This is a genomic window from Glycomyces sp. NPDC048151 (genome assembly GCF_043202775.1).
Taxonomy (GTDB): domain Bacteria; phylum Actinomycetota; class Actinomycetes; order Mycobacteriales; family Micromonosporaceae; genus Glycomyces.
Genome location: NZ_JBIDBB010000007.1, coordinates 396,360 through 418,496, shown reverse-complemented (window position 1 = coordinate 418,496; position 22,137 = coordinate 396,360). Strand labels below are relative to the sequence as shown.

General features: G+C 69.4%; 21 protein-coding genes. 11 read left to right on the top strand and 10 right to left on the bottom strand.

What is annotated here, in order from left to right; genetic code table 11:
• Positions 1 to 9 precede the first annotated feature (9 nt).
• Positions 10 to 807 (top strand): hypothetical protein, encoded by a 798-nt coding sequence (locus ACGGCP_RS19415; RefSeq protein ID WP_392967976.1) that lies wholly within the window; start codon positions 10 to 12, stop codon positions 805 to 807.
• A gap of 58 nt (positions 808 to 865) precedes the next feature.
• On the opposite strand, the gene ACGGCP_RS19410 is transcribed toward ACGGCP_RS19415, so the two are convergent.
• Both ACGGCP_RS19410 and ACGGCP_RS19405 read right to left on the bottom strand, forming a co-directional pair.
• Positions 866 to 1,663 (bottom strand): SGNH/GDSL hydrolase family protein, encoded by a 798-nt coding sequence (locus tag ACGGCP_RS19410; protein WP_392967974.1) that lies wholly within the window; start codon positions 1,661 to 1,663, stop codon positions 866 to 868.
• Positions 1,664 to 1,818: 155 nt separating this feature from the next.
• On the bottom strand, positions 1,819 to 2,622 hold the full coding sequence (locus ACGGCP_RS19405; protein ID WP_392967972.1) for a GntR family transcriptional regulator: 804 nt from the start codon (positions 2,620 to 2,622) through the stop codon (positions 1,819 to 1,821).
• 203 nt (positions 2,623 to 2,825) lie between these two features.
• On the opposite strand from ACGGCP_RS19405, the gene ACGGCP_RS19400 reads away from it, so the two are divergent.
• The 10 genes from ACGGCP_RS19400 to ACGGCP_RS19355 all read left to right on the top strand — a co-directional run bounded on the left by ACGGCP_RS19400 (position 2,826) and on the right by ACGGCP_RS19355 (position 13,697).
• The gene (locus ACGGCP_RS19400; protein WP_392967970.1) at positions 2,826 to 3,737 is read left to right on the top strand and encodes a transporter substrate-binding domain-containing protein; all 912 of its coding nucleotides are present in this window, start codon (positions 2,826 to 2,828) and stop codon (positions 3,735 to 3,737) included.
• A 9-nt stretch (positions 3,738 to 3,746) separates the two neighbouring features.
• Positions 3,747 to 4,472: an ectoine/hydroxyectoine ABC transporter permease subunit EhuC gene (gene ehuC, locus ACGGCP_RS19395; protein WP_392967969.1), complete on the top strand. Its 726-nt coding sequence runs from the start codon at positions 3,747 to 3,749 to the stop codon at positions 4,470 to 4,472.
• Positions 4,472 to 5,140: an amino acid ABC transporter permease gene (locus tag ACGGCP_RS19390; RefSeq protein WP_392967967.1), complete on the top strand. Its 669-nt coding sequence runs from the start codon at positions 4,472 to 4,474 to the stop codon at positions 5,138 to 5,140. Before ehuC ends, ACGGCP_RS19390 begins: the two co-directional genes overlap by 1 nt.
• Positions 5,121 to 5,930, top strand: a complete 810-nt coding sequence (gene ehuA, locus ACGGCP_RS19385; RefSeq protein ID WP_392967965.1) for an ectoine/hydroxyectoine ABC transporter ATP-binding protein EhuA — start codon at positions 5,121 to 5,123, stop codon at positions 5,928 to 5,930. Before ACGGCP_RS19390 ends, ehuA begins: the two co-directional genes overlap by 20 nt.
• A 225-nt stretch (positions 5,931 to 6,155) precedes the next feature.
• Positions 6,156 to 6,836, top strand: coding sequence for a potassium channel family protein (locus tag ACGGCP_RS19380; protein ID WP_392967963.1), 681 nt, complete (start codon positions 6,156 to 6,158; stop codon positions 6,834 to 6,836).
• Between the two features lies 1 nt (position 6,837).
• Entirely contained in the window at positions 6,838 to 8,184 is a 1,347-nt protein-coding gene (locus ACGGCP_RS19375; protein WP_392967961.1) for a TrkH family potassium uptake protein, read from the top strand.
• Between the two features lie 125 nt (positions 8,185 to 8,309).
• Positions 8,310 to 10,730 (top strand): ATP-binding protein, encoded by a 2,421-nt coding sequence (locus tag ACGGCP_RS19370; protein WP_392967959.1) that lies wholly within the window; start codon positions 8,310 to 8,312, stop codon positions 10,728 to 10,730.
• 11 nt (positions 10,731 to 10,741) lie between these two features.
• Positions 10,742 to 11,146, top strand: a complete 405-nt coding sequence (locus ACGGCP_RS19365) for a roadblock/LC7 domain-containing protein (RefSeq protein ID WP_205324330.1) — start codon at positions 10,742 to 10,744, stop codon at positions 11,144 to 11,146.
• A gap of 226 nt (positions 11,147 to 11,372) precedes the next feature.
• Positions 11,373 to 13,049 carry a cytochrome c oxidase subunit I gene (gene ctaD, locus ACGGCP_RS19360; protein WP_392967957.1) on the top strand — a complete coding sequence of 559 codons (1,677 nt, stop codon included), beginning with the start codon at positions 11,373 to 11,375 and terminating at the stop codon, positions 13,047 to 13,049.
• A 93-nt stretch (positions 13,050 to 13,142) separates the two neighbouring features.
• On the top strand, positions 13,143 to 13,697 hold the full coding sequence (locus ACGGCP_RS19355) for an isochorismatase family protein (protein ID WP_392967955.1): 555 nt from the start codon (positions 13,143 to 13,145) through the stop codon (positions 13,695 to 13,697).
• Between the two features lie 53 nt (positions 13,698 to 13,750).
• Here the strand turns inward: ACGGCP_RS19355 and ACGGCP_RS19350 are convergent, their stop codons facing one another.
• The 8 genes from ACGGCP_RS19350 to ACGGCP_RS19315 all read right to left on the bottom strand — a co-directional run bounded on the left by ACGGCP_RS19350 (position 13,751) and on the right by ACGGCP_RS19315 (position 21,716).
• Positions 13,751 to 14,989 carry a hypothetical protein gene (locus ACGGCP_RS19350; protein WP_392967953.1) on the bottom strand — a complete coding sequence of 413 codons (1,239 nt, stop codon included), beginning with the start codon at positions 14,987 to 14,989 and terminating at the stop codon, positions 13,751 to 13,753.
• A complete protein-coding gene (locus ACGGCP_RS19345) occupies positions 14,986 to 15,528 on the bottom strand; it encodes an RNA polymerase sigma factor (RefSeq protein WP_392967951.1) in 543 nt (180 codons plus the stop codon). Before ACGGCP_RS19345 ends, ACGGCP_RS19350 begins: the two co-directional genes overlap by 4 nt.
• Before the next feature lie 235 nt (positions 15,529 to 15,763).
• On the bottom strand, positions 15,764 to 16,969 hold the full coding sequence (locus tag ACGGCP_RS19340) for a hypothetical protein (RefSeq protein WP_392967949.1): 1,206 nt from the start codon (positions 16,967 to 16,969) through the stop codon (positions 15,764 to 15,766).
• Positions 16,966 to 17,523 carry an RNA polymerase sigma factor gene (locus ACGGCP_RS19335; protein WP_392967947.1) on the bottom strand — a complete coding sequence of 186 codons (558 nt, stop codon included), beginning with the start codon at positions 17,521 to 17,523 and terminating at the stop codon, positions 16,966 to 16,968. Before ACGGCP_RS19335 ends, ACGGCP_RS19340 begins: the two co-directional genes overlap by 4 nt.
• Before the next feature lie 172 nt (positions 17,524 to 17,695).
• Complete coding sequence (locus ACGGCP_RS19330; RefSeq protein ID WP_392967946.1) at positions 17,696 to 18,367, bottom strand: hypothetical protein; 672 nt, start codon at positions 18,365 to 18,367, stop codon at positions 17,696 to 17,698.
• 20 nt (positions 18,368 to 18,387) lie between these two features.
• On the bottom strand, positions 18,388 to 18,927 hold the full coding sequence (locus ACGGCP_RS19325; protein WP_392967944.1) for an RNA polymerase sigma factor: 540 nt from the start codon (positions 18,925 to 18,927) through the stop codon (positions 18,388 to 18,390).
• Positions 18,928 to 19,029: 102 nt separating this feature from the next.
• Positions 19,030 to 19,797 (bottom strand): isoprenyl transferase, encoded by a 768-nt coding sequence (locus tag ACGGCP_RS19320; RefSeq protein WP_392967942.1) that lies wholly within the window; start codon positions 19,795 to 19,797, stop codon positions 19,030 to 19,032.
• A gap of 116 nt (positions 19,798 to 19,913) precedes the next feature.
• Complete coding sequence (locus tag ACGGCP_RS19315; RefSeq protein WP_392968054.1) at positions 19,914 to 21,716, bottom strand: phosphoenolpyruvate carboxykinase (GTP); 1,803 nt, start codon at positions 21,714 to 21,716, stop codon at positions 19,914 to 19,916.
• Positions 21,717 to 22,137 lie beyond the last annotated feature (421 nt).

The window sequence follows — 22,137 nt, the reverse complement described above, 5'->3', positions numbered from 1 at the left end:
GGACTCGTCATGGCCTACCCGCCCCAGCAGCCGGGGTTCGACCCGAACCAGCAACCGTCCCAGCCCGGCTACGGGCAGCAGCCCGGGTACGGCCAGCAGCCCCCGCAGCAGCCGGGATACGGTGTGCCGCAGCAGCCCGGATACGGGCAGTCCCAGCCGCAGACCCCGGGTTACGGCGCGCCGCAGCAGCCGGGTTACGGGCAGCAGCCCGGGTACGGCCAGCAGCCTCCGCAGCAGCCCGGCTACGGCGCCCAGCCCGGTTTCGGCGCCCCCGGCGGCCTGCCCCCTGCCCCGAAGAAGTCGAAGACCGGCCTGATCGTCGGTGTCGGCGCGGGCGCGCTCGTCCTCATCGTCGCGATCGTCTTCCTGGTGGCCAACCCCTTCGGCGGCGGCCCCGGTGCGGGCGACTCCCCGACCGAAGTCGTTGAGGCCTACATGGAGGCGTCAACCTCCGCCTTCGAGAGCAACGGCATGTCCGACCTCGAAGCACTTGTCGAAGACGTGCGGCCGTTCATGTGCTCCGAGTCCCAGGACGAGATCGACGCCGCGATCGAAGGCGCCACCGGCGAGGACATGGCCGGTATGGAGGAGATGTTCGAGGGCATGGAGATCACCATGGACTACGAGGTCTCCAACGAGTCGATCGACGGGGAGAACGCCACCGTCGACGTGGCCATGACCGGCGAGGTCTCGATCCCCGACTTCGGTTCCGAGCCGATCGACGAGAGCATGACGATCGACCTCGTGCAGGAAGACGGCAAGTGGCTCATCTGCGACAGCGACGCCGCCGGCGTCATCCCCGCCTAGCCTACGAGTAAAGGCAAGGGCCCCACCGGATTCCGATGGGGCCCTTTCTTGTTGCGGGTCAGACGAGGTCGTTGAGGAGTTCGTAGTAGCCGTCGCGCTGGCCGGACTTGTTGGGGTGGTAGGACTCGGCGATCGGGTAGGAGATGCCGTTGAGCCATTCGGCGTCGTCGCAGACGGCGTGGTCGTCGAAGGCGCCCCGGACGTCGGCGTACTGGAAGCCGTGGTCGGCGGCGGCCATGCCGATGACGTCGCCCAGGAGGTCGGCGGCGTCGTTGAGGGCGGCCTGCTCGCCGGGGCTGATGCGGGTGATGGCGTTGCACTCCTCGCCGTTGAACAGGAGCGGGTAGCCGAGCACGATGACCTCGGCGTTCGGAGCGGCGTCCTCGATCGCGTTGTACACGGCGTGGAGCTTGGCGGGCAGCTGGTCGCGGACGAAGGCCTCGGCCGCGTCGATCTCCTTCCAGCAGGTCCACGGGTAGGGGTAGGCGCACTTCTGGACGACGCCCGTCCAGCCGGTGTCGTTGCCGCCGATGGTGATCGTGACGAGGTCGGTGGTGGAGGAGAGGCCGCCGAGCTGGTTGTTCAGGACGTCGCCGGTCTTCGCGCCCGAGCAGGCGGCGAAGGTGAGGTCGGCGCCGAGGTCGGCGGCGATGAGCGAGGGGTAGGCGGCGTCGGAGCGCTTGCAGCTGGAGTCGTCGATGTAGTCGCGGGTGCCCACGCCGGAGGCGTAGGAGTCGCCGAGGGCGACGTACTCGATGGTCTGGGCTTGGGCGGCGCCGCTGGTGAGGGCCGTGACGGACACGAAGGCGGCGAGGAGCGCCGCCGCCATTGTGGAGATTCGTCGGGGGTGGGACATTTTGGGCTCCGTCTCGAATTTTGTCCGGGGTCGGGGCCCTAGTTATATAGGTTTCGTAACGGTCGGTCCACCAACGGACCGTGAATTGTCAGAATATTGACAAACGTCGTTCCCTCTTGCGCGGCAAGGGGTCGCGTCGGCGGTTCAGGTGAAGGTCAGATGCCCTCGGGGAGGTCGAGGCGGTCGAGCGGCTGCGGCTCGTCCGGGGTCTCGGCCAGGAGCCGGTCGGCGTCGTCCTCTTTGGCGGCCTCGGGCTCGGCGAGCAGGCGGCGGACCTCGGCGTCGAGGTGGGCGCACATGAGCGACTCGAACCGGTCGGCGTCCTCGGCGGCCAGCGCGTCGACGAAGGCGGCGTGCTCGGGGACGAGGTCGACGGCGACTTCGAAGTGCTCGTACATGGAGAAGGTGCAGAGGCGGGTCTCGATGAGGAGCGTGCTCATCATGCGCGCCAGGCGGATCGAGCCGCCCCAGGCGGCGAGGCCGCGGTGGAAGTCGAGGTAGGCGTCGCCGAGGGCGCGGGCGTCGTCCTTCTTGAGGGCGCGCTGCATGCGCTTGACCTCGGTGCCGAGTTCGGCGAGCACGGTGCGGCGCTCGGCGAGGGGGCGGGCGAGGATGCGGCGGCCGAGTTCGGGTTCGATGCGGGCGCGGAGCCAGTGGATGTCGCGGACGTCCTCGGGGGTCATGGTGCGGACGGCGAGGCCGCGGCGCCTGGGGATGACAAGGAGGCCTTCGGCGGTGAGGCGCTGCATGGCCTCGCGGAGGGGGCCGCGGCTGACGCCGAGCTGGAAGGCGAGTTCGGCTTCGCCGAGCGAGGCGCCGGGCGGGAGGGACCCGTCCACGACCGCTTCGCGGATCCGGTCGGCGATGAGGTCCACCGTCGAGGTGCGTCGCACCGGGGCCAGGCGCCCCACCTGGCGGGCGCTCGTGAGCCCGCTCGTTCCGCTGCTGCGCGTCGACACGTTAGCCTGCTCCCCCTCTGTCTCTTCTGGGCAGCATCTTAGCGCTGCCGGTACATCACGTTCAGGTGCAAGCTCCGGTTGCGTCCCCCGCCGACATGCTTGCTTTTTTGTTATCGAACGTCGATCATCGTATTGTCGACAAACTTACAATAGAACGTTAGGGTCGGCAACGTACCTGACCCCCGAACCAGGAGGCGACCACCGTGTCGAACCGAATGCACCTCAATCGCCGCCATGTCCTCGGCGGGGCCGCCGCCGGAGCGGCGGCCCTCGCATTGGCGGCCTGTTCCCGCACTGACCAGGGCGGAGACGGCGACGGCAACGGGCTGCTCCAGAAGGCCCAGGACGGCGGCACGCTCCGCGTCGCCTACGCCGACGAGGCCCCGTACGCCTACACCGCCGACGACGGCTCCGTGACCGGCCAGTCCGTGGCCGTCCAGCTGTACCTGCTGGACAAGCTGGGCATCAAGGCCGACCAGATCGAATGGAAGCTCACCGCGTGGGAGTCCCTCATCTCGGGCCTGGGCACCAACCACGACATGGTCATCGCCGGCATGTACGTCACCCCCGAGCGCTGCGAGGCCGTCGCGTTCGCCAACCCCGACTACGTCATGCCCGACGCCCTCATGGTCCAAGCCGGGAACCCCGGCGGGTGGACCACGCTGAACGACATGGCCGGGACCGACGGCGTCATCGGCGTCATGAACGGCACCAGCGAGCAGGAGGTCGCCGACGCGATCTTCGACGAGGAGCGCATCAACGTGCAGGCGGACCTGCCCGCGCTCATCCTCGAGCTCAAGGCCGGGCGCGTCGACGCGATCGGCCTCACCCGCGCGAACCTGGTCCTCGCGGCCGAGGCCGACGCGGACCTCGAGGTCACCGAAGGGTTCTGGCTGGTCGACCCCGAGACGAACCAGGACATCATCGGCGCCGGGGCGGCCGTGTTCCAGCCCGGCGACACCGGCTTCCGGGACGCGCTGAACGGCGAGCTCGAGACGCTGCTCGCCGACACCGCGACCTGGGAAGGCCTGGTCGCCGAGTACGGGTTCACCGTCGAGGAGAACCACCCGGAGGGCCTGACCGCGCAAGACCTCTGCCCGGACACCTACCAGTAGGGAGCGGTCATGGACTTCCGTGAAGTCGTCGACTCGCTGCCCCGGTACGCGGAGCCGCTGCTGGTCACCGTCCAGGTCACCCTCGCCTCGGCGGCGCTGGCGCTGGTCGTCGCGTTCGCCCTGGGGCTCATGACGAGCTCGAAGCACCTGGCGGTGCGCACCCCGGCGCGGGTGTTCGTGGAGTTCTTCCGCGGCTCCTCGGTGGTGGTGCAGCTGTTCTGGTTCGCGTTCGCGATGCCGGTGGTGCTGGGCATCCAGTTCGACTACGCGATCGTCGCCGGGATCATCGCGCTCGGCCTCAACTACGGCGCCTACTGCTCCGAAGTGGTGCGCGGCGCGATAGCCGCCGTCCCGAAGGGGCAGCTCGAAGCGAGCCTCGCCGTGAACTTCACCCCGTTCCAGCGGCTGAGGCTCGTGGTCCTCCCCCAGGCCTGGCCCGAGATGATCCCGTCGCTGTGCGCGTTCGCGATCATGCTGCTCAAGGCCAGCGCGCTCGTGTCGCTCATCAGCGTCACCGACCTCACCGCGATGGCGGGCCTGATCGGCGGGCAGGGCGGCGGCGTCAACCAGCTGCCGCACTACGCGCTCATCCTCGTCGTCTACTTCATCCTCGCCTGGGGCATCTGGACGGGCATGCGGGCGCTCGAACGCAAGGCCAAGCGCGGCCTCGGCGTCGACGCGAAGCCCGTGAAGGGCCGCCTGACCCCGGCCGTCGCCGAGAGGGGGCTCCTCTGATGAACGAGTGGAACAACGAGACCGTCGTCGAGGTCTTCCCGGCCATGTGGCAGGGGTTCATCGTCGTCCTCCAGGTGACGCTCGCGGCCGGGATCATCGCCGTGCTGCTGGGCCTGCTGGTGGCGATCGGGGAGCGCGTCGGCCCGCCGTGGGTCAAGCGCACGCTGTCCCTGGTCTTCCAGTTCATCCGCAACACGCCGCTGCTGGTGCAGGTGCTGTTCGTGTGGACGGCCACGAGCCTGTACATCAACCCCGAGTGGAGCGCGTTCGCGGTCGGCTCGGCGGTGCTGGGCGTGCACTACGCCTCGTACACCTCCGAGTCCTACCGGGCCGGCATCGAGGCGATCCCGGTGGGGCAGTGGGAGGCCGCGACCGCGCTGAGCCTGCCGACGCACCGGGTGTGGGGCGCGATCGTGCTCCCGCAGATGCTGCGGCGCTCGACCGCGGCGGTCGCCAACTGGATCATCGCCATGTTCAAGGAAGTGCCGACGCTGTTCGTGATCGGCGTGCTCGAGATGATCGCCCAGGCGCAGAAGTACCAGGGGCAGCACTACGACGGCGCCGTCGAGGGCTACACCATCGCAGGAATCCTGTTCCTGGCCGCCTCCTACCCGGTGGCGGTCGCGGCGCGGAGATTGGAGAACCGCCTTGCAAAGTCCCACTACTGAACCGCTCATCAGGTTCGACCGCGTCAACAAGTCCTTCGGGGACTTGAAGGTCCTCGACCGGTTGAGCTTCAAGGTCGACCCGGGCGAGCGCGTGACGCTCATCGGGCCCTCGGGCTCGGGCAAGACCACGATCCTGCGGCTGCTCATGACGCTGGAGCACGTGACCCCGGTGAAGGACCCGGCCGCCGACGGCGGCGTCATCTGGGTCGACGGGAAGCCCTTGTCCCACATGGAGAAGGGGAACCGCCTGGTGGTCGCGAACGAGCGCCACCTGCGGCAGGCCCGCAAGCGGATCGGCATGGTCTTCCAGTCGTTCAACCTGTTCCCGAACATGCGGGTGCTGCGCAACGTCACCGAGGCGCAGGTCCACACCCTGGGCCGCTCGAAGGAGGAGGCCGAGGCGAAGGCGGTCAGCCTGCTCGACCTGGTGGGCCTGTCGAACAAGGTCGACAGCTACCCGTCGCAGCTGTCCGGCGGCCAGCAGCAGCGGGTGGCGATCGCCCGGGCGCTGGCGATGGACCCGGACATCCTGCTGCTCGACGAGGTGACCAGCGCGCTCGACCCGGAGCTGGTGGCCGACGTGCTCGGCGTGCTGCGCGACGTCGCGGACACGACCAGCATCACGATGCTCATCGTGACGCACGAGATGGGGTTCGCCAGGGACGTCTCGAACCGCGTGATGATGTTCGACAGGGGCGTCATCGTCGAGGAGGGCGCCCCCGATGAAATCTTCTCCGATCCCAGAGAAGCGCGCACGCAGGACTTCCTCCGGGCCGTGCTCGCGGAGTAGACTTGGGGTCTCCTCCATCCTTGGAGAGTGTTAGGGGTGTTCGAGGGGGGCGGCCATGAGGGGTTATCGGCCGCCCCCCTCTTCTCGTTCTCTTCTGAGCACAGCGCCCTCCGAAGTAGACAGGCGTTCGGCCCGCCGAACGCTCCCGCGCGGGTACGGGCCGCCGCGGCGGCCGGCAGGTGGCAGAATCATGCTTCGTGTCGGCACCTACTGAGGAAGCGATCGATGAACCTGTTCGGTAAAGGCGAAAGCGCCGTCGAGGAGACCGTCGCGGTGATCGGCCTGGGCCGCTTCGGGTCCGCGGTCGCCGAATCGCTCACCCGCCTCGGCCACGAAGTCCTCGCGATCGACGAGCGCCCCGAGATCGTCCAGCGCGCCTCCGAGACGCTCACGCACGTCGTGCAGGCCGACTCGACCGAGTCGACGGTGCTCAACCAGCTCGGCATCGGCGAGTTCGACCACGTCGTCGTCGCGATCGGCACCGACATCGAGGCGAGCGTCCTCACCGTCCTGGCCTGCGAGGAGGTCGGGGTCCGCGAGATCTGGGCGAAGGCCATCAACGCCAAGCACGGCCAGATCCTCCACCGCACCGGCGCCCACCACGTGGTCTACCCCGAGGCCGCGATGGGCGAGCGGGTCGCGCACCTGGTGAGCGGCAAGATGCTCGACTTCATCGAGTTCGACGACGGCTTCGCGATCGTCAAGACCAAGGCCCCCGCCGAAGCGGTCGGCAAGACCCTCGGCGAGTCCCGGCTGCGCAGCAAGTACGGGGTCACGGTGGTCGGCGTCAAGCAGTCCGGAGAGGACTTCACGTACGCCACGCCCGACACGGTGATCGCCGAAGCGGACACCCTCATCGTCTCCGGAGCCACCACCAAGGTCGAGCACTTCGCGTCCACGACCTGACATGAACGCCCGACTCCACGCCTTCTTCCGGCACCCCGCGCGGCTCATCCCGCTGATCTTCCTGGCCGCGATCATGGCCGGGACGCTGCTGCTGATGCTGCCGATCGCCCACCTGGACGGGTACGTCACGCACTTCACCGACGCGTTCTTCACCGCGACGTCGGCGGTGTCGGTGACCGGGCTGGCCGTGGTCGACACGCCGTTCCACTGGAGCTGGTTCGGGCAGTTCGTGATCCTGCTGCTGTTCCAGGTCGGCGGCCTGGGCATCATGACCAGCGCCGTGCTCATCGGCCTGCTCGTCTCCAACAAGCTCGGCCTGCGCACCAAGCTCATGACCCGCACCGAGATCAGCCAGGCGCTGAGCCTCGGGGACGTCAAGGCGGTGCTGCTGCGCACCGTCGCGCTCTCGCTGATCGTGGAGGCCGCGACCGCGCTGGTGCTCGCGATCCGCTTCTCCACGTACGGGTTCGGGCTGGGCGACGCGATCTGGTACGGGATCTTCCACGCCGTCAGCGCGTTCAACTCCGCCGGGTTCGCGCTGTTCTCCGACTCCCTCATGAGCTACGCGACAGACTGGTGGATCTGCCTGCCGCTGTGCCTGAGCACCATCATCGGCGGGCTCGGCATGCCCGTCATCTTCGAGGTGACGCGCCGCCGCTGGGGCCGCAGGCAGTGGTCGGTGCACACCAAGCTCACCCTCGTCGGCTCGGCCGTGCTCCTCGTCGGCGGCTGGGTCGCGTTCCTGGCGTTCGAGTGGTCGAACCCGGCGACGTTCGGGCAGTGGCCCTGGTACGACCGGATCCTGCCCGCGTTCTTCCAGACCTCGATGGTGCGCGCGGCGGGCCTGAACTCGATCGACATCGGCGCGATGAACCAGGACTCGCAGCTCGCGTCGATCATCCTCATGTTCATCGGCGGCGGCTCGGCCTCGACCGCGGGCGGCATCAAGGTCGGCACGTTCTTCGTGCTGCTCCTGGTCATCTGGGCCGAGGTGCGCGGCGAGCCGGACGTGACGGTCTTCCGCCACCGCATCAACCCGTCGGTGATCCGCGAGGCGCTCACCGTCGCGCTGGTGTACGTGGCGTGCAACGCCTTCGGCGTGTTCCTCATGCAGCGGTTCGAACCGAACCTCGACCTGATGTCGATCATGTTCGAGGTGACGAGCGCGCTCGCGACCCTCGGCCAGTCCACGGGGGTCACGTACGACCTGTCCGAGCCCTCCAAGTGGCTCTTGGCGGTCGCGATGTTCACCGGCCGCGTCGGCCCGGTACTGTTCGCCGCATCCCTCGCGCTGCGCTCGCGGCACCGCCTGTACCGCTACCCGGAAGGACGGCCGCTCGTGGGCTGAACGGCAGCCGCGCGGACAGCCCGGCCATGGGGTGAGCCCCGCCTCATGCAGCGCTGAAAGCACAAGCGAAGATGGTCACCAGCAACGTCGCAGCGCTTTCGCCCCCTCAGAAAGGACGCCCCCCGATGGCTCGTAAAAGCCGGCGCACCAGCCGCCTCCCGATTCGGATGCAGTTGATGCTGCCGATCGCGGCGGCGCTCATGGGGATGCTGGTGCTCGGGCTGTTCCAGACGGTCACGGTGTGGGACGAATACCAGAACGCCACCGACGCCGAGGTCCTCGCCGAGCTCTCCGAGAAGCTCAAGTCCGGCCTCGACCAGCACCAGCTGGAGGCCGAGCCGGTCATGATGTCGGTGATCAACAACGGCGGCGGCCAGTTCGACGCCGCGGTGACCCGCCGCAACACCGACGCCGCCTTCGAAGCGCTGCAAGGGACCTCGGACGCCGCGGCCGCCCGGTTCCCCGAGATCGCCGACGACATGGACGCCCTGTTCGAGAAGGTCGGCAAGCTCGCGGAGGCCCGCGCCACCTTCGACGAGGTCGCCCGGGGCGACGCCGAGTACACCGACGACGACGTCGAGGACGCGCTCGTCGTCTACGGCGACGTCGCCGACCAGATCGTGGCCATCGCCGCGATCCTCCCCCGCCTCGTCAACCACTCCGAGGTCTCCGCGCACCTCGACTCCCTCGCCGCGGTCATGCAGGCCGGGCAGATCGCCGCCGAGATCCAGTTCGCCGTCACCGCCGACCTGGCGCGGCTCAAGGAGGTCGGGACCGACCTGGTCGACCGCGACACCCTCGGGGACGTCGCGGTCATGTCGGGCAAGTTCGACCAGCAGATCACCGAGTTCCGGGCGAACGCGTCGAACGAGACCGCCTCGGTCTACCTGGAGGCCATGGAGTCCCAGGACGCCAAGGACGCCCGCACCGCGATCGGCGTGTACCTCAACGGGAACGTCCCGACGCTCACCGCCGCCGAGTTCGCCGTCGCGCAGCGCGCCGTCATCGCCTCCCTCGGCCACACGCAGGTCGCGGTCCTCGGCTCCATGGGCGAGGACGTGAACCTCATGCGCGAGGCCGCCTCCCGCACCCTGCTGACGACGTTCGCGCTCGTCCTCGTGCTGGCGCTGACCTCCATCATCTCCGCGGCGATGCTCGCGCGCCGCATCAGCCTCCGCGTCGACGGCGTCCGCGAGGCGACCCTGACCGCCGCGTACGACACGCTGCCGAAGACCGTCGCGGCGGTCTCCCAGGCCGCCAACGCGAACGAGGTCGACCGGCTCCTGCAGGCCGCGAAGCAGCAGACGGTGCTGCAGACCGACTCGCGGTACGCCGACGAGCTCGACAGCCTCGCCGAGGCGTTCAGCGCCGCGCACCACCAGGCGCTGCGCCAGACCGCGAACCAGGCCCTGCTGCGCATCGACGTCGAGGCGATGATGAAGACCCTCGCCCGCCGCGGCCAGTCCCTCATCCGCCGCCAGCAGCAGACCATGGAGGCCCTCGTCGAGGGCACCCCGGCCGCCGCGATCCCCGACGAGTGGCGCAGCGTCTACCACCTCCTGGCCCGCATGCGCCGCAACGAGGAGAACCTGCTCCTGCTCGCGGGCGGCGACCCGCAGCGCCGGTACAACCACCCGGCCGGGCTCGAGGCGATCATCCGCGACGCCGTGGCCGAGATCGAGGACGCCGGGCGCGTCGTCGTCGAGAACCAGGTCGGGGCGCGGCTCGAGACCAAGCCCGCCGGGGACCTCGTGCGCATCCTCGCCGAACTGCTCGACAACGCCGCGTCCTACTCGCCGCCGACGCAGTCGGTGCGGGTCACCTCGCGCCGTTCGGGTTCGGAGATCGTCATCTCCATCGCCGACGACGGCATCGGCCTCGCCCCCGAGCCGATGGCCGCGATCAACCGCCGCCTCGCCGAGCCGACCCAGCTGAACTCCGAGCTGACCGCGACGATGGGCCTCCTCGTCGTCGGGCGGCTCGCCGCCGAGCACTCCATCAGCGTCCAGCTGCACTCCACGATGGGCAAGGGCACGCTCGCGCTCGTGCGCATCCCCGCGAGCGCGCACGCCGAGGACCCCGTCGGACTCGCGCCCGCCGACCGCTCCGGGACGGCCGCGCAGCTCGCGCTCTCGGCCCGCGCCGCGAACCTGCCGGTGACCGGGACGGGCGCCGAGTCGGGCGCGCCGAGCGCCGTCGAGCCGATCGTGCCGCGTCCGCGCCGTGCCGGCTCCACCCCCGAACCACTGCCTGTAGCAGGCCCGACACTCAACGGCGGGAACGGATCCCACGCCCCCGCCGGGCCCGCGCCCGAGACGCTGGATGTTACCTTCAGGAAGGTGAACCGAGCACTCGAAACCTCCGGCAGGGTCAACGGCGCGGAACTGCCCCGCCGCGCACCCGGTTCCCGGCTGCTCCCCGGCTCCGTTCCCAGCTCGCGTTCGGGCGGCGGCGGAACCGACCTCGACCCTGCCGAGATCAGGGACCGGCTCGCCGGTTTCGCGTCCGGCATCGCGGCGGCCGCCGCGCACGAACAACGCCAATAGAAAGCAGCGAGATGGACAACAAGGACAAGAACGTCGGTGAACTCGACTGGCTCCTGACCTCCTTCGTGGAGAAGGTCCCGGACGTCTCCGAGGCGCTCACGGTCTCCGTCGACGGCCTCGCCATCGCCGCCTCGCGCGGCCTGTCGACCGACCGGGCCGACCAGCTCGCCGCGATCACCTCGGGCCTCGCGAGCCTGACGACGGGGGCCGCGAAGGTCCTCGACGCCGGACGCATCCGCCAGTCCGTCATCGACATGGACGAGGGCGTGCTCCTGCTCATGGCCGTCGGCGACCGCGCCCAGCTCGCCGTCCTCGCCAACGCCGGCTGCGACCTCGGCCAGGTCGGCTACGAGACCGCCCTCCTGGTCAAGCGCGTCTACGCCGCGCTCGAACCCGACGCCCGCGGCAGCCTGTAGAGCGCTGTAGGAGATTGCTCACCCGCGGGCGCCGGCCTGGTCCGGCGGCCCGCGGGCGCCACTCCCCTTCCGTAGCCGGTCGTACACGCGACCTGCGAGAACCACGATGAGCGCAGTACCCGAACACGCTCCGCCACGCCGCTAGTGCGTTCCCCCTCCGCATCGGCGGCCCTTCCCGGGGCTATGCTGCGTTCGCTACCTGGAAATGAATCATGGAGGCCCACAGGTGACCACGGTTGAGCCGAAGCTTGAGCCAACGCCTATCGTCGCGCGCCCCTGGCCGGTACGCCGGGAGCCCAACGGTTCCTGGCTCGCCCGCACGCTCCGCACGACGGACGCGAAGCAGATCGGTCTGCTCTACTTCGTGACGTCCTTCGCGTTCTTCGCGATCGGCGGCATCCTCGCGCTCCTCATCCGGGCGGAGCTGTTCCAGCCGGGCCTCCAGATCGTGTCCTCGGAGCAGTTCAACCAGCTGTTCACGATGCACGGCACGATCATGCTGCTGATGTTCGCGACCCCGATCGTGTTCGCGTTCGGCAACTACCTGGTGCCCCTGCAGATCGGCGCGCCCGACGTGGCGTTCCCCCGCCTGAACGCCTTCGCGTACTGGCTGTACCTGCTCGGATCGATCCTCGCGGTCTCCGGCTTCATTACGCCGGGCGGCGCGGCCTCCTTCGGCTGGTTCGCCTACCAGCCGCTGTCGAACGCGGTCAACTCGCCGGGCATCGGCGCGGACATGTGGTTCGTGGGCCTGTCGATCTCCGGTATCGGCACCATCCTCGGCGCGGTCAACATGATCACCACGATCATCACGATGCGCGCCCCGGGCATGCTCATGTTCCGCATGCCGATCTTCACCTGGAACATCCTCATCACGAGCCTCCTGGTGATCCTGGTCTTCCCGATCCTGTTCGCCGCGCTCCTCGCCGTCATGGCCGACCGCCAGCTCGGCGCGCACGTCTTCGACACCGAGACCGGCGGCGCGATCCTGTGGCAGCACCTGTTCTGGTTCTTCGGCCACCCCGAGGTGTACATCGTGGCGCTGCCGTTCTTCGGCATCGTCTCCGAGATCTTCCCGGTGTTCAGCCGCAAGCCGATCTTCGGCTACAAGACCCTGGTCGCCGCGACCCTCGCGATCGCGGGCCTGTCGATGGCCGTGTGGGCCCACCACATGTACGCCACCGGCGCGGTCATGCTGCCGTTCTTCTCGCTCATGACCTTCCTCATCGCGGTCCCGACCGGTGTGAAGTTCTTCAACTGGATCGGCACCATGTGGAAGGGCCAGCTGACCTTCGAGACCCCGATGCTGTTCAGCATCGGCTTCCTGGTGACGTTCCTCCTCGGCGGTCTCTCGGGCGTCCTGCTCGCCAGCCCGCCGGTCGACTTCCACGTCTCGGACTCGTACTTCGTGGTGGCGCACTTCCACTACGTGCTGTTCGGCACCATCGTGTTCGCCGTCTACGCCGGCGTCTACTTCTGGTTCCCGAAGGTCTCGGGCCGCATGTACGACGAGCGGCTCGGCAAGGTCCACTTCTGGCTGACCTTCATCGGCTTCCACACCACGTTCCTGGTGCAGCACTGGCTCGGCGCCGAGGGCATGCCCCGCCGGTACGCCGACTACCTGGAGACCGACGGGTTCACGACCCTGAACATGATCTCGACGATCGGCGCGTTCATCCTGGGCCTGTCGACCCTGCCGTTCATCTGGAACCTGTTCAAGTCCTGGAAGGCCGGGCGCGTGGTCGAGACCAACGACCCGTGGGGCTACGGCGGCTCGCTCGAGTGGGCGACCAGCTGCCCGCCGCCGCTGCGCAACTTCGACCGCCTCCCGCGCATCCGCTCCGAGCGCCCCGTCTTCGACGAGAAGTGGGGCCACCTGGTGAAGGAAGTCAAGGGGCACTAAAGCACGCATGAGGAAACCCGGAGCCGCGCGGCTCCGGGTTTTTTCGTGCACCGGCCCTTTCCATGCTCGGGCCGCCTCACTAGGATCAGGGGTATGAGCCGGGCATTGATCGTGGTGGACGTCCAGAACGACTTCTGTGAGGGCGGGTCCCTCGCCGTCGCGGGCGGCGCCGCCGTCGCGTCGGCGGTCACCGGCCTCATCGGCTCCGCGCCGGGCCGGTGGGAGCACGTCGTCGCGACCCGCGACTGGCACATCGACCCCGGCCTGCACTTCTCGGCCGAACCCGACTTCCGCGACTCGTGGCCCCCGCACTGCGTGGTCGGCACCGCGGGCGCGGGCTTCCACCCCGACTTCGACCACACGCTCGCCGAGGCCGTGTTCGACAAGGGCGCGTACGAGGCCGCGTACTCGGGCTTCGAGGGCTCCGCCGGGGAGACCGGACTCGCCGAGTGGCTGCGCGAACGCGGCGTCGACGCGGTCGACGTCGTCGGCATCGCCACCGACCACTGCGTGCGAGCCACGGCACTGGACGCGGCCGCCGAGGGCTTCGAGACCACCGTGCTCCTGGAGTACACGGCCGCCGTCGCCGAGGAGACGAAGGCCAAGGCCCTCAAAGAACTCGAATCGGCGGGCGTGACCCTCGCCTAGGACGTGACGAGGCCCCCGCGAGCGATGCTCGCGGGGGCCTCGTCGTGTGCGGCCTACTCGGGGAACGCGACGTTGCCGCCGCCGTTCCACCAGACGAGTTCGTCCATCACCGGCGGCAGCTCCTCGATCGGCGTGTCCGACTCGAAGTTGACGATGAACTGCGGCAGGAATTCGATGTTGGCGTCCGCGTCCTCCTCGTACGGTCCCATTTCCAAGGCCCACGCGCGCTGGGCCGCACGGTCGACGGCCACCGTCCACTCCAGCGTGTAGGAGTCCCCGACTCCGAGCCCGTCGATCACGCCGACCTCGGACCAGAGCGGGTCCTCCGTCTCGCTCTCGGCCGGGCCGTCGAGCACTTCGACGAACTCCTCGTGATGCGCCGTCAACGTGTACCCGGACGCGACCCTGGGGCCGTGGTTGTACACGGTGGCCGTGATGGTCCAGACGTCCTCGGTCGCCGTCTCGGTCGCCTCCACGTCGATCGTCAAGGGCGCGAAGCCCTCCGCCGTCACATCGCCGATCGGCTCGCGCACCAGCTCGCCCTCGGCGTCCAGGCCGACGCGCTCGGCCCAGTACCGGAGGTCGTCCGCCTCCGGGTCGTACCGCTCGGAGAAGCCGACCAGCAGCCCTTCGTCGTCGAGGCCTTCCTCGATGAGGCCGAAGCTCTCCCCGATGTACTGCGGGGACTCGCCGCCGGGCTCGGAGTGGACGAGCTGCTCGGCAGCGACCCAGGTCTCGTCACCCGCTTCTTCGATGATCACGACCTGGTACAGCGCCTCCTCGCCGAACCGGCACCCGAGGATCGCGACATCGCTCCCGTCCGCATCGGCCTTCACGTGCGAGTAGGTGACTTGTTTCACGAACACCGCGCCGCTCTCGGTCGGCTCCACGTGTTCGCCGTTGGTGAGCAGGACGTCCTCGACCTGGCAGACCTCGTCTACGTCGGCGTTGCCGGGTACGAATGCGGGGAGGTCCATCGGCGTCTCCGTCAGGTCCTCGGCCTCGAAGAACAGCTCATCGTGCCGCTTCGCCTCCTCGGACTGCGTGGGCGTCTCGTCCGCGGCGGTCTGCTGCTGCCGGTCCTGCTCGTCGGCACCCGCGGCGTACTGGAACGCCCAGGTCGCCGAGCCGGTCAGCGCCACAGCGGTGAGTCCGGCGACGGCCGCGACACGGCCCGTGCGGCGGCGCTTCGCTTTGCGCCACAGCCGGTCGGCGCCGCCGGTGTCGGTGGCGGCCGTGATATCGCCGGTGTACTCGGCGAAGATGTCCTTCATCGGGTCGGGGGTGTTCATCGTTGCTCCTTGCCGTCGTCGGTGCGCAGTCGTTCGGCGAGGGCCGCGCGCCCTCGGGCCAGCCAGGTGCGGACGGTGGATTCGGCGACCCGCTCCTGGTCGGCGATCTCGGCGCCAGACAGCCCGGCGATGTAGTGGAGGATGATCGCTTTGCGGTGGCGCTCGTTGAGCCCGGCGAGGGCCCGTTCGAGGTCGACGCGTTCGGGGCCGGGCCCTTCGACGTCCGCGATGCGCTGGCGGCGCATGAATGTGCGGATGAAGGCGCCGCGACGCAGCCGGGACGTGGCGAGGTTCCACGCGACGCGACGCACCCAGATCGCCGGGTTCTCATAGGTGCCGACGGTCTTCCAGCGGGTCAGCGCCCGGATGAAGGCCTCGGCCACGATGTCTTCAGCCTCTGCGGGGTCGCCTGTGTAGGCGCGGATCTGCGCGGTGATAGGGCCGATGTTGCTGGCGTAGAAGGCGTTGAACTCGGCGCGGTGATCGGTCGGGCTCGCTCGGTCCAACGCGGCGGTGTTCGCGGCGACGCTGGCGGCCATGGGGCTCCTCTGCGGGTCGGCTGAGCGATCGGTCGATCGCCTCCTCCACACGAACGAGCGCCCGGCAAAGTCCCACCCCGGAACCGGGTTTTTCAGGTCGTCCGTTGATGGCGGGCTGGACCAGGTCTTCCGCTTCGGCATTGCACGAAGGAGCAGTCCCCTCACGATAAGACGGCGGCCGCGGACGCGGCGAGGCCCCCGCGGGCATCGCTCGCGGGGGCCTCGTCGTGTGCGGCTAGTCCATCTCGTCGTAGGCGAACGTGTGGGCCTGCGAGTTGTTGCCGGTGGCGGTCTCGAAGACGAGTGCTTCCGTGCCGTAGCGGGGCATCTTCACTTCGACCTGGAAGGACTGCCCGTACTGGACCTCTTCGTCGCTCCACTCCGCCTTCGGGTCCGTCGTCACGGTCCAGACCGTTTCATAGACGTCGCCGGCGGCGAGCCCTTCGGCGCTCTCGACGGCGATGCCGTCAGGGCAGGCTCCGGTCGTGCCGTCCTCGAGCCTCATGGCTTCGTTCGAGCAGAACCACAGCTCGAACGGGGCGGACTCGCCGTTGCCGGCGTTCTCGACAGTCACCCTGACCTCCCAGGTGCCCGTCCCGGTGTCGGTGACCTCGATCGAAGGCCGCAGGTCCGTCACATACGTGCCCGGCACCGCGCCGCTCAGCTTCTCGAACCCGCCGTCGCGGTACCGCTCGATCCACTGGTCGAAGTGCTCGGGGAGGTTCGAGCAGCAGGGTTCCTGCTCGATGACGCCGAGGAAAAGCCCGTAGTCGGCGGCGGGCGCGATGTCGTACACCGAGCCGTTGACGCCGTAGTCGTAGCGGTAGAGCTGCTCGGCGACCTTGTAGCCGTCGCCGTCCGCCTCGATGACGAGGACCTGGCGGATCATGGCCTCGCCGGGGCTGCAGCCGACGAGGGCGACCGCCTGCTCCGGTCCGTCGGCGGTGAGGCTGGCGTGGACGACCTTGAGCAGGTAGACCGGGCCGTCTCCTCCTGCCGCAGTGAGCGTCGCGGGCGCGGCCGGGCAGATCTCCTCCGTGCTGTCGCCGAACGAGGGCAGTTCGAGCGTGGTGCCGACCAGGTCGTCGAACGTCGGCAGGACCGGGGGCGCGGCCGACTCGGTGTCGGTCTCGGTCGTCGCCGCTTCCGCGGGCGTCGTCGGGGCCTCGGTGGGCGTGGCCTCGACGACGGTCTCGGTGGTCCGGTCGTCGGCGGGCGGCGCTTCCTGCTCTTCGGCGGTCGCGACCTGCTGCAGCATCCAGGAGGTCGGGGCGGCCAGCGCGATCGCGGCGAAGCCCGCGACGGCGACGCGGGTGACGCGGCGGCGGCGGACCCGCTGCCGGATCACGCCGGTGGAGGGGGGTTCGACCATGAGCTCGGCGGCCTCGCCGAACTCGTCGAAGGCCTGCGCGAAACGGGTCTCTTCTTCGGGGGTGTTCATCGCTGCTCCTTCTCGTCCTGCACGCTGAGTCGTTGTGCCAGTGCGGCCTTGCCTCGGAAGAGCCAGGACCTGACGGTGGCTTCGGGGACGCCTTCCTGTTCGGCGATCTCGGTGACGCTGAGGCCGGCCATGTACCGGAGGATGACGGCCTTGCGGTGGTTGGGGGTGATCCCGGCGAGCGCCCGCATGAGGTCGACGCGGTCGCCGTCGGGCGCGGTCTCGTGGGTCTCCCGCTGACGGTTGAGGAAGCGCTGGACGACGGTGCGGCGGCGCAGCTGGCTCGTGGCGAGGTTCCAGGCGACGCGGCGGACCCAGGCGGTGGGGTTCTGGTACTCGCGCACCTTCTTCCAGCGGTCGAGCGCGCGGCAGAAGGCTTCGGCGACGAGGTCCTCGGCTTCGGCCTTGTTGCCGGTGTAGGCGAGCAGCTGGCTGGTGAGGGCGCGGACGTTGGCGGCGTAGAAGTCGTCGAACTCCTGGTTCGCGCGCAGGGCGGGGCTCTGGTCCGCCGGTCCTCCGTCCAATGTGGGTGAAGGGCGGTCTCGGGTGGGCATCATCGGGGCTCCTCAACTCGGGTGTGCGGGGGTCCGCATTAGATACACGAGCGGTGGGCGCGAAGTTATGCAGACGATTTCACGCAGAGCCCGAGTGGTCTCGCTCACGGTAGTCGCTGGGGGCGCGACGAGGCCCCCGCGAGCGGTGCTCGCGGGGGCCTCGGTGCGGCTGCGATCAGGGAGTGGACTCCTCGGAGGGGTCGTCCTCGGTGGGCTCTTCGCCTGCGTCCGTGGGCTCTTCGCTCTGGTCGGTCGGTTCCTCGCCCGCGTCCGTGGGCTCCTCGCTCTGGTCGGTCGGTTCCTCCCCCGCGTCCGTGGGCTCCTCGCCGGGCTCGGACGCCTCGCTGTCGGTGGGCTCCTCTTCGATTTCGGACTCGTGGACGTCGGTGGGCTCCTCGGAGGGGTCCTCCGCGCAGTCGCCGGTGCCGTCGGTCGGGTCCTCGGGCTTGACGGTCTCGTCGCCGGTGGGCTCGAAGTCGTCTTCGTGGACGTCTTGGACCTCCCCGCTGACGCCTTCGGTGGGCCAGCCCCCGGGGGGCTCCTCCTCGACGGACCAGCTTTCGGACTGCTCCTCGGCGGGGCTGTCGGTAGGCTCCCCGGTGGGCTCCTCGACGGCACAGCTGACCTCGGTGTCGGGGCCGCCGTCGGCCGGACCGGGGCCCTGGTCGGTCGCTCCGGCCTGCTGAAGGGCCCAGCCGCCGGGGACGACGAGGACGGCGGCGGCGACTCCGGCGGCGGCGACGCGGACCGTGCGGTGGCGGCGCATGCGGCTGCGCAGCTGCCCGGTGGTGGGCGGGGTGGTCTCGGCGGCGGTCGCGGCGGCGTACTGGTCGAACATTGCGCTCAATGGGTCTCGTTGAGGGGTGTTCATCGGGGCTCCTCGAAGGTGTCGATGCGCAGGCGCTCGGCGAGCGCCGCTTTTCCACGGGTCAGCCAGGACCGGACGGTCGTCTCGGCGACGCCCTCCTGCTCGGCGATCTCGGCGGTGGTCATGCCCGCCATGTAGCGGAGGATGACCGCCTTGCGGTGGCGCTCGTTCAGTTGCGACAGCGCCCGCTCCAGGTCGAGCCGCTCGGGCCCGGGGCCCTCGAACGCGGCGGGGCGCTGGCGGCGCAGGAACCGGCGCAGGACGGCGGCGCGGCGCAGCCGCGAGGTCGCCAGGTTCCACGCGACCCGGCGCACCCACGTGGCGGGGTTGTCGTACGCGCTGATCGAGCCCCAGCGGGCGAGCGCCCGGCAGAACGCCTCCGCGACCAGGTCCTCGGCCTCGCTGAGGTCGCCGACGTAGGCGCGGATCTGCGCGGTGATCTGGGCGACGTTGGCGGCGTAGAAGCCGTTGAAGTCCGCGTGCGCCGCGGTGGTTACATGGGACACAGTGGACTGTTGCGCCATGGGGCTCGCAGTCATCCGGTTCCTCGATTCCAGGGATTGGCGTGCAGTCGGTTTGATCGCACTCTCCACACGAAGGTCCCGGCCGGAATGACGCAGCGGACTGTGAACTTTTTTGGGCTACTTGCCGTAGCGGCGGTCGCGGATGGCGAAGGACCGCACCGCGCGCAGGAAGTCGACCCGGCGGAAGTCGGGCCAGTTCGAGTCGCAGAAGTAGAACTCGGAGTAGGCCGACTGCCACAAGAGGAACCCTGAGATCCGCTGCTCGCCGCTCGTGCGGATGACCAGGTCCGGGTCGGGCTGGCCGGTCATGTACAGGTGGCGGGCGATCGAGTCGGCGTCGATGGACTCGGCGACCTGCTCCAGGCTCGCGCCGTGGGCGGCCTGCTCGAGGATGAAGGAGCGCACGGCGTCGGCGATCTCGCGCTGGCCGCCGTAGCAGACGGCGAGATTGACCTGCATGCCGCGCTTCTCGGCGGTGCGCTGCTGGGCGTCCTTCAGGGCGGCCTGGTGCTCCTCGGGGAGGAGGTCGAGGGCGCCGACCATGCGCAGCTGCCAGGGCTGGTCGTCTTCGGCGAGCTCCCCGGCGAGCTCGTCGATGATGTCCAGGAGCGGGTCGAGCTGCTCCTTGGGGCGCGAGAGGTTCTCGGTGGAGAGGAGCCAGATCGTCACGTGCTCGACGCCGAGCTCGTCGCACCAGCCGAGGAACCGCTCGATGTGCTTGGCGCCGGCGCGGTGGCCGTCGTTTGGGTCGGTCAGGCCCATGTCGCGGGCCCAGCGACGGTTGCCGTCGACCATGACGCCGATGTGCCGGGGCAGCGGCTGGCCGGTCAGCTCGCGCGAGAGCCGACGCTCGTAGATCCGGTAGAGCAGGTTCGAGATCGCCACAACCGGCAATTGTAGGCTCCTCGAAATTACGGCTCGCACGCTTCGCCGCCGTCACGTCACGGCATGCACGGCGAAGCCCGCGCACCGGTGCCGGGTGCGCGGGCGGTCCGTAGCGGCTACTGCAGGTCGAGGCGGCTCTTCAGGGCGTCGAGCTCGCTCCACAGCACGGTGGGGAGCCGGTCGCCGAAGCGCGCGAACCAGCTTTCGACCAGCGGGATCTCGGCGGTCCACTCGTCGCGGTCGACCTCGAGGGCGGCCCTGAGGTCGGCCTCGGAGAGGTCGAGCCCGTCGATGTCGATCGCCTCCGGGGTCGGGCAGTACCCGATCGGGGTCTCGACGGCCTCGCCGCGGCCTTCGAGGCGTTCGACGACCCACTTGAGGACGCGGGCGTTCTCCCCGAACCCGGGCCACAGGAAACGGCCGTCCTCGGAGCGGCGGAACCAGTTCACGTAGAACACGGCGGGCATGAGGTCCTCGCTGGCGGCGGACTTGCCCATCTCGATCCAGTGCCCGAAGTAGTCGGCGGCGTTGTAGCCGATGAACGGCAGCATCGCCATCGGGTCGCGCCGCACGACCCCGACCTGGCCGACGGCCGCGGCCGTGGTCTCCGAGGAGAGGGTCGCGCCCATGTACACGCCGTGGACCCAGTCGCGGGCCTGCGTGACGAGCGGGATCGTGGTGGCGCGGCGGCCGCCGAAGAGGATCGCGTCGATCGGGACGCCGCGCGGGTCGTCGTACTGCTCGGCGAGGACGGGGCACTGCTTGATCGGCGTGCAGAAGCGGCTGTTGGGGTGGCTGGACGGCTCCTCGGAGTTCGGGGTCCAGTCGCGGCCCTTCCAGTCGATCGCGTGCTCGGGCGCCTCGCCCATGCCCTCCCACCACACGTCGCCGTCGTCGGTGAGCGCGACGTTCGTGAAGAGCGTGTGGCCCTTCTCGATGGTGCGCATGGCGTTCGGGTTGGTCTTGTAGTCGGTGCCGGGCGCGACGCCGAAGAAGCCGTATTCGGGGTTGGAGGCCCACAGGCGGCCGTCCTCGCCGAAGCGGAGCCAGGCGATGTCGTCGCCGAGGGTCTCGACCTTCCAGCCCGGGATGGTCGGCTCGAGCATCGCGAGGTTGGTCTTGCCGCACGCGGAGGGGAACGCGCCGGTCACGTGGTAGACCTTCCCTTCCGGGGAGGTCAGGCGCAGGATGAGCATGTGCTCGGCGAGCCAGCCGTCGTCGCGGCCCATCGCGGAGCCGATGCGCAGGGCGTAGCACTTCTTGCCGAGCAGGGAGTTGCCGCCGTAGCCCGAGCCGTACGACCAGATCTCGCGGTCCTCGGGGAAGTGCGAGATGTACTTGGTCTGGTTGCAGGGCCACGGCACGTCGGCCTGGCCCGGCGCGAGCGGCGCGCCGACGGAGTGGAGGCACTTGACGAAGTCGCCGTCGCGGCCCATCGCCTCGAGCACCTGGGTGCCCATGCGCGTCATGATGTGCATCGAGACGGCGACGTAGGCGGAGTCGGTGATCTCGACGCCGAACATCGGCTTCTCGGCGTCCAGCGAGCCCATGCAGAACGGGACGACGTACATGGTGCGCCCGCGCATGGAGCCGCGGTAGAGGCCGGTCATGGTCTCGCGCATGTAGTCGGGCGCGGTCCAGTTGTTGGTGGGCCCGGCGTCCTCGGGGTCCTGGGAGCAGATGAAGGTGCGCTCCTCGACGCGCGCGACGTCGCTCGGGTCGGTGCGGGCGAGGAACGAGTCGGGCTTGGCGGGGACCGGCTCGAGGGTCCCGAACGCGACGAGCTCGGCGGTCAGGCGCTCCCATTCGGCGGGGCTGCCGTCGCACCACACGATCTGGTCGGGGTCGGTCAGCTCGGCCACTTCGCCGACCCAGGCGAGCAGCCGGTGGTGGCGGGTGGGCGGATCGGTGAGGCCGATCGAGGCGGTGCCCGTCTCGACGAGACTGGCGGTGGAGGCTTCGGTGCTCACGGTGGCTCCTTCGGTGCTGTTCTCATGCGCGGCGCGCGCGGCCTGCTTGTGGCGGCCTGCGACAGGCCGTGCCGCTGGGCCGGAGCTCGGCGCTCCGGCCGGGACCGGTCATTCGGACGCTACGGGAATACCGGTGCACGCGCAGGCACTCGTGCGCGTTCGGTCGGAGCCTGAACAGGGGCTCCATTCATGAAACTTGATCTTGTGCGCGTTCGAGCTCGGAACGAGCACAACTACCCGCACTTTCTGCTCGGCCGCGCAGTATCGATCATCCGGGACTGAATTTGACCGATGCTCGCAACTAATGCGATCGATTTCGATCATGGAACGAGCGCGTTAGATCGCCGTCGCGATCGCGTTTCGCGCATGA

What these genes read in the sequence shown, in the direction of transcription:
- ehuC (WP_392967969.1), top strand. Translation starts at nt 3,747, where the DNA reads ATGGACTTCCGTGAAGTCGTCGACTCGCTGCCCCGGTACGCGGAGCCG.
- ACGGCP_RS19415 (WP_392967976.1), top strand. Translation starts at nt 10, where the DNA reads ATGGCCTACCCGCCCCAGCAGCCGGGGTTCGACCCGAACCAGCAACCG.
- ACGGCP_RS19390 (WP_392967967.1), top strand. Translation starts at nt 4,472, where the DNA reads ATGAACGAGTGGAACAACGAGACCGTCGTCGAGGTCTTCCCGGCCATG.
- ACGGCP_RS19335 (WP_392967947.1), bottom strand. Translation starts at nt 17,523, where the DNA reads ATGATGCCCACCCGAGACCGCCCTTCACCCACATTGGACGGAGGACCG.
- ACGGCP_RS19365 (WP_205324330.1), top strand. Translation starts at nt 10,742, where the DNA reads ATGGACAACAAGGACAAGAACGTCGGTGAACTCGACTGGCTCCTGACC.
- ACGGCP_RS19350 (WP_392967953.1), bottom strand. Translation starts at nt 14,989, where the DNA reads ATGAACACCCCCGACCCGATGAAGGACATCTTCGCCGAGTACACCGGC.
- ACGGCP_RS19370 (WP_392967959.1), top strand. Translation starts at nt 8,310, where the DNA reads ATGGCTCGTAAAAGCCGGCGCACCAGCCGCCTCCCGATTCGGATGCAG.
- ACGGCP_RS19410 (WP_392967974.1), bottom strand. Translation starts at nt 1,663, where the DNA reads ATGTCCCACCCCCGACGAATCTCCACAATGGCGGCGGCGCTCCTCGCC.
- ACGGCP_RS19340 (WP_392967949.1), bottom strand. Translation starts at nt 16,969, where the DNA reads ATGAACACCCCCGAAGAAGAGACCCGTTTCGCGCAGGCCTTCGACGAG.
- ACGGCP_RS19355 (WP_392967955.1), top strand. Translation starts at nt 13,143, where the DNA reads ATGAGCCGGGCATTGATCGTGGTGGACGTCCAGAACGACTTCTGTGAG.
- ACGGCP_RS19380 (WP_392967963.1), top strand. Translation starts at nt 6,156, where the DNA reads ATGAACCTGTTCGGTAAAGGCGAAAGCGCCGTCGAGGAGACCGTCGCG.
- ACGGCP_RS19325 (WP_392967944.1), bottom strand. Translation starts at nt 18,927, where the DNA reads ATGACTGCGAGCCCCATGGCGCAACAGTCCACTGTGTCCCATGTAACC.
- ACGGCP_RS19345 (WP_392967951.1), bottom strand. Translation starts at nt 15,528, where the DNA reads ATGGCCGCCAGCGTCGCCGCGAACACCGCCGCGTTGGACCGAGCGAGC.
- ACGGCP_RS19375 (WP_392967961.1), top strand. Translation starts at nt 6,838, where the DNA reads ATGAACGCCCGACTCCACGCCTTCTTCCGGCACCCCGCGCGGCTCATC.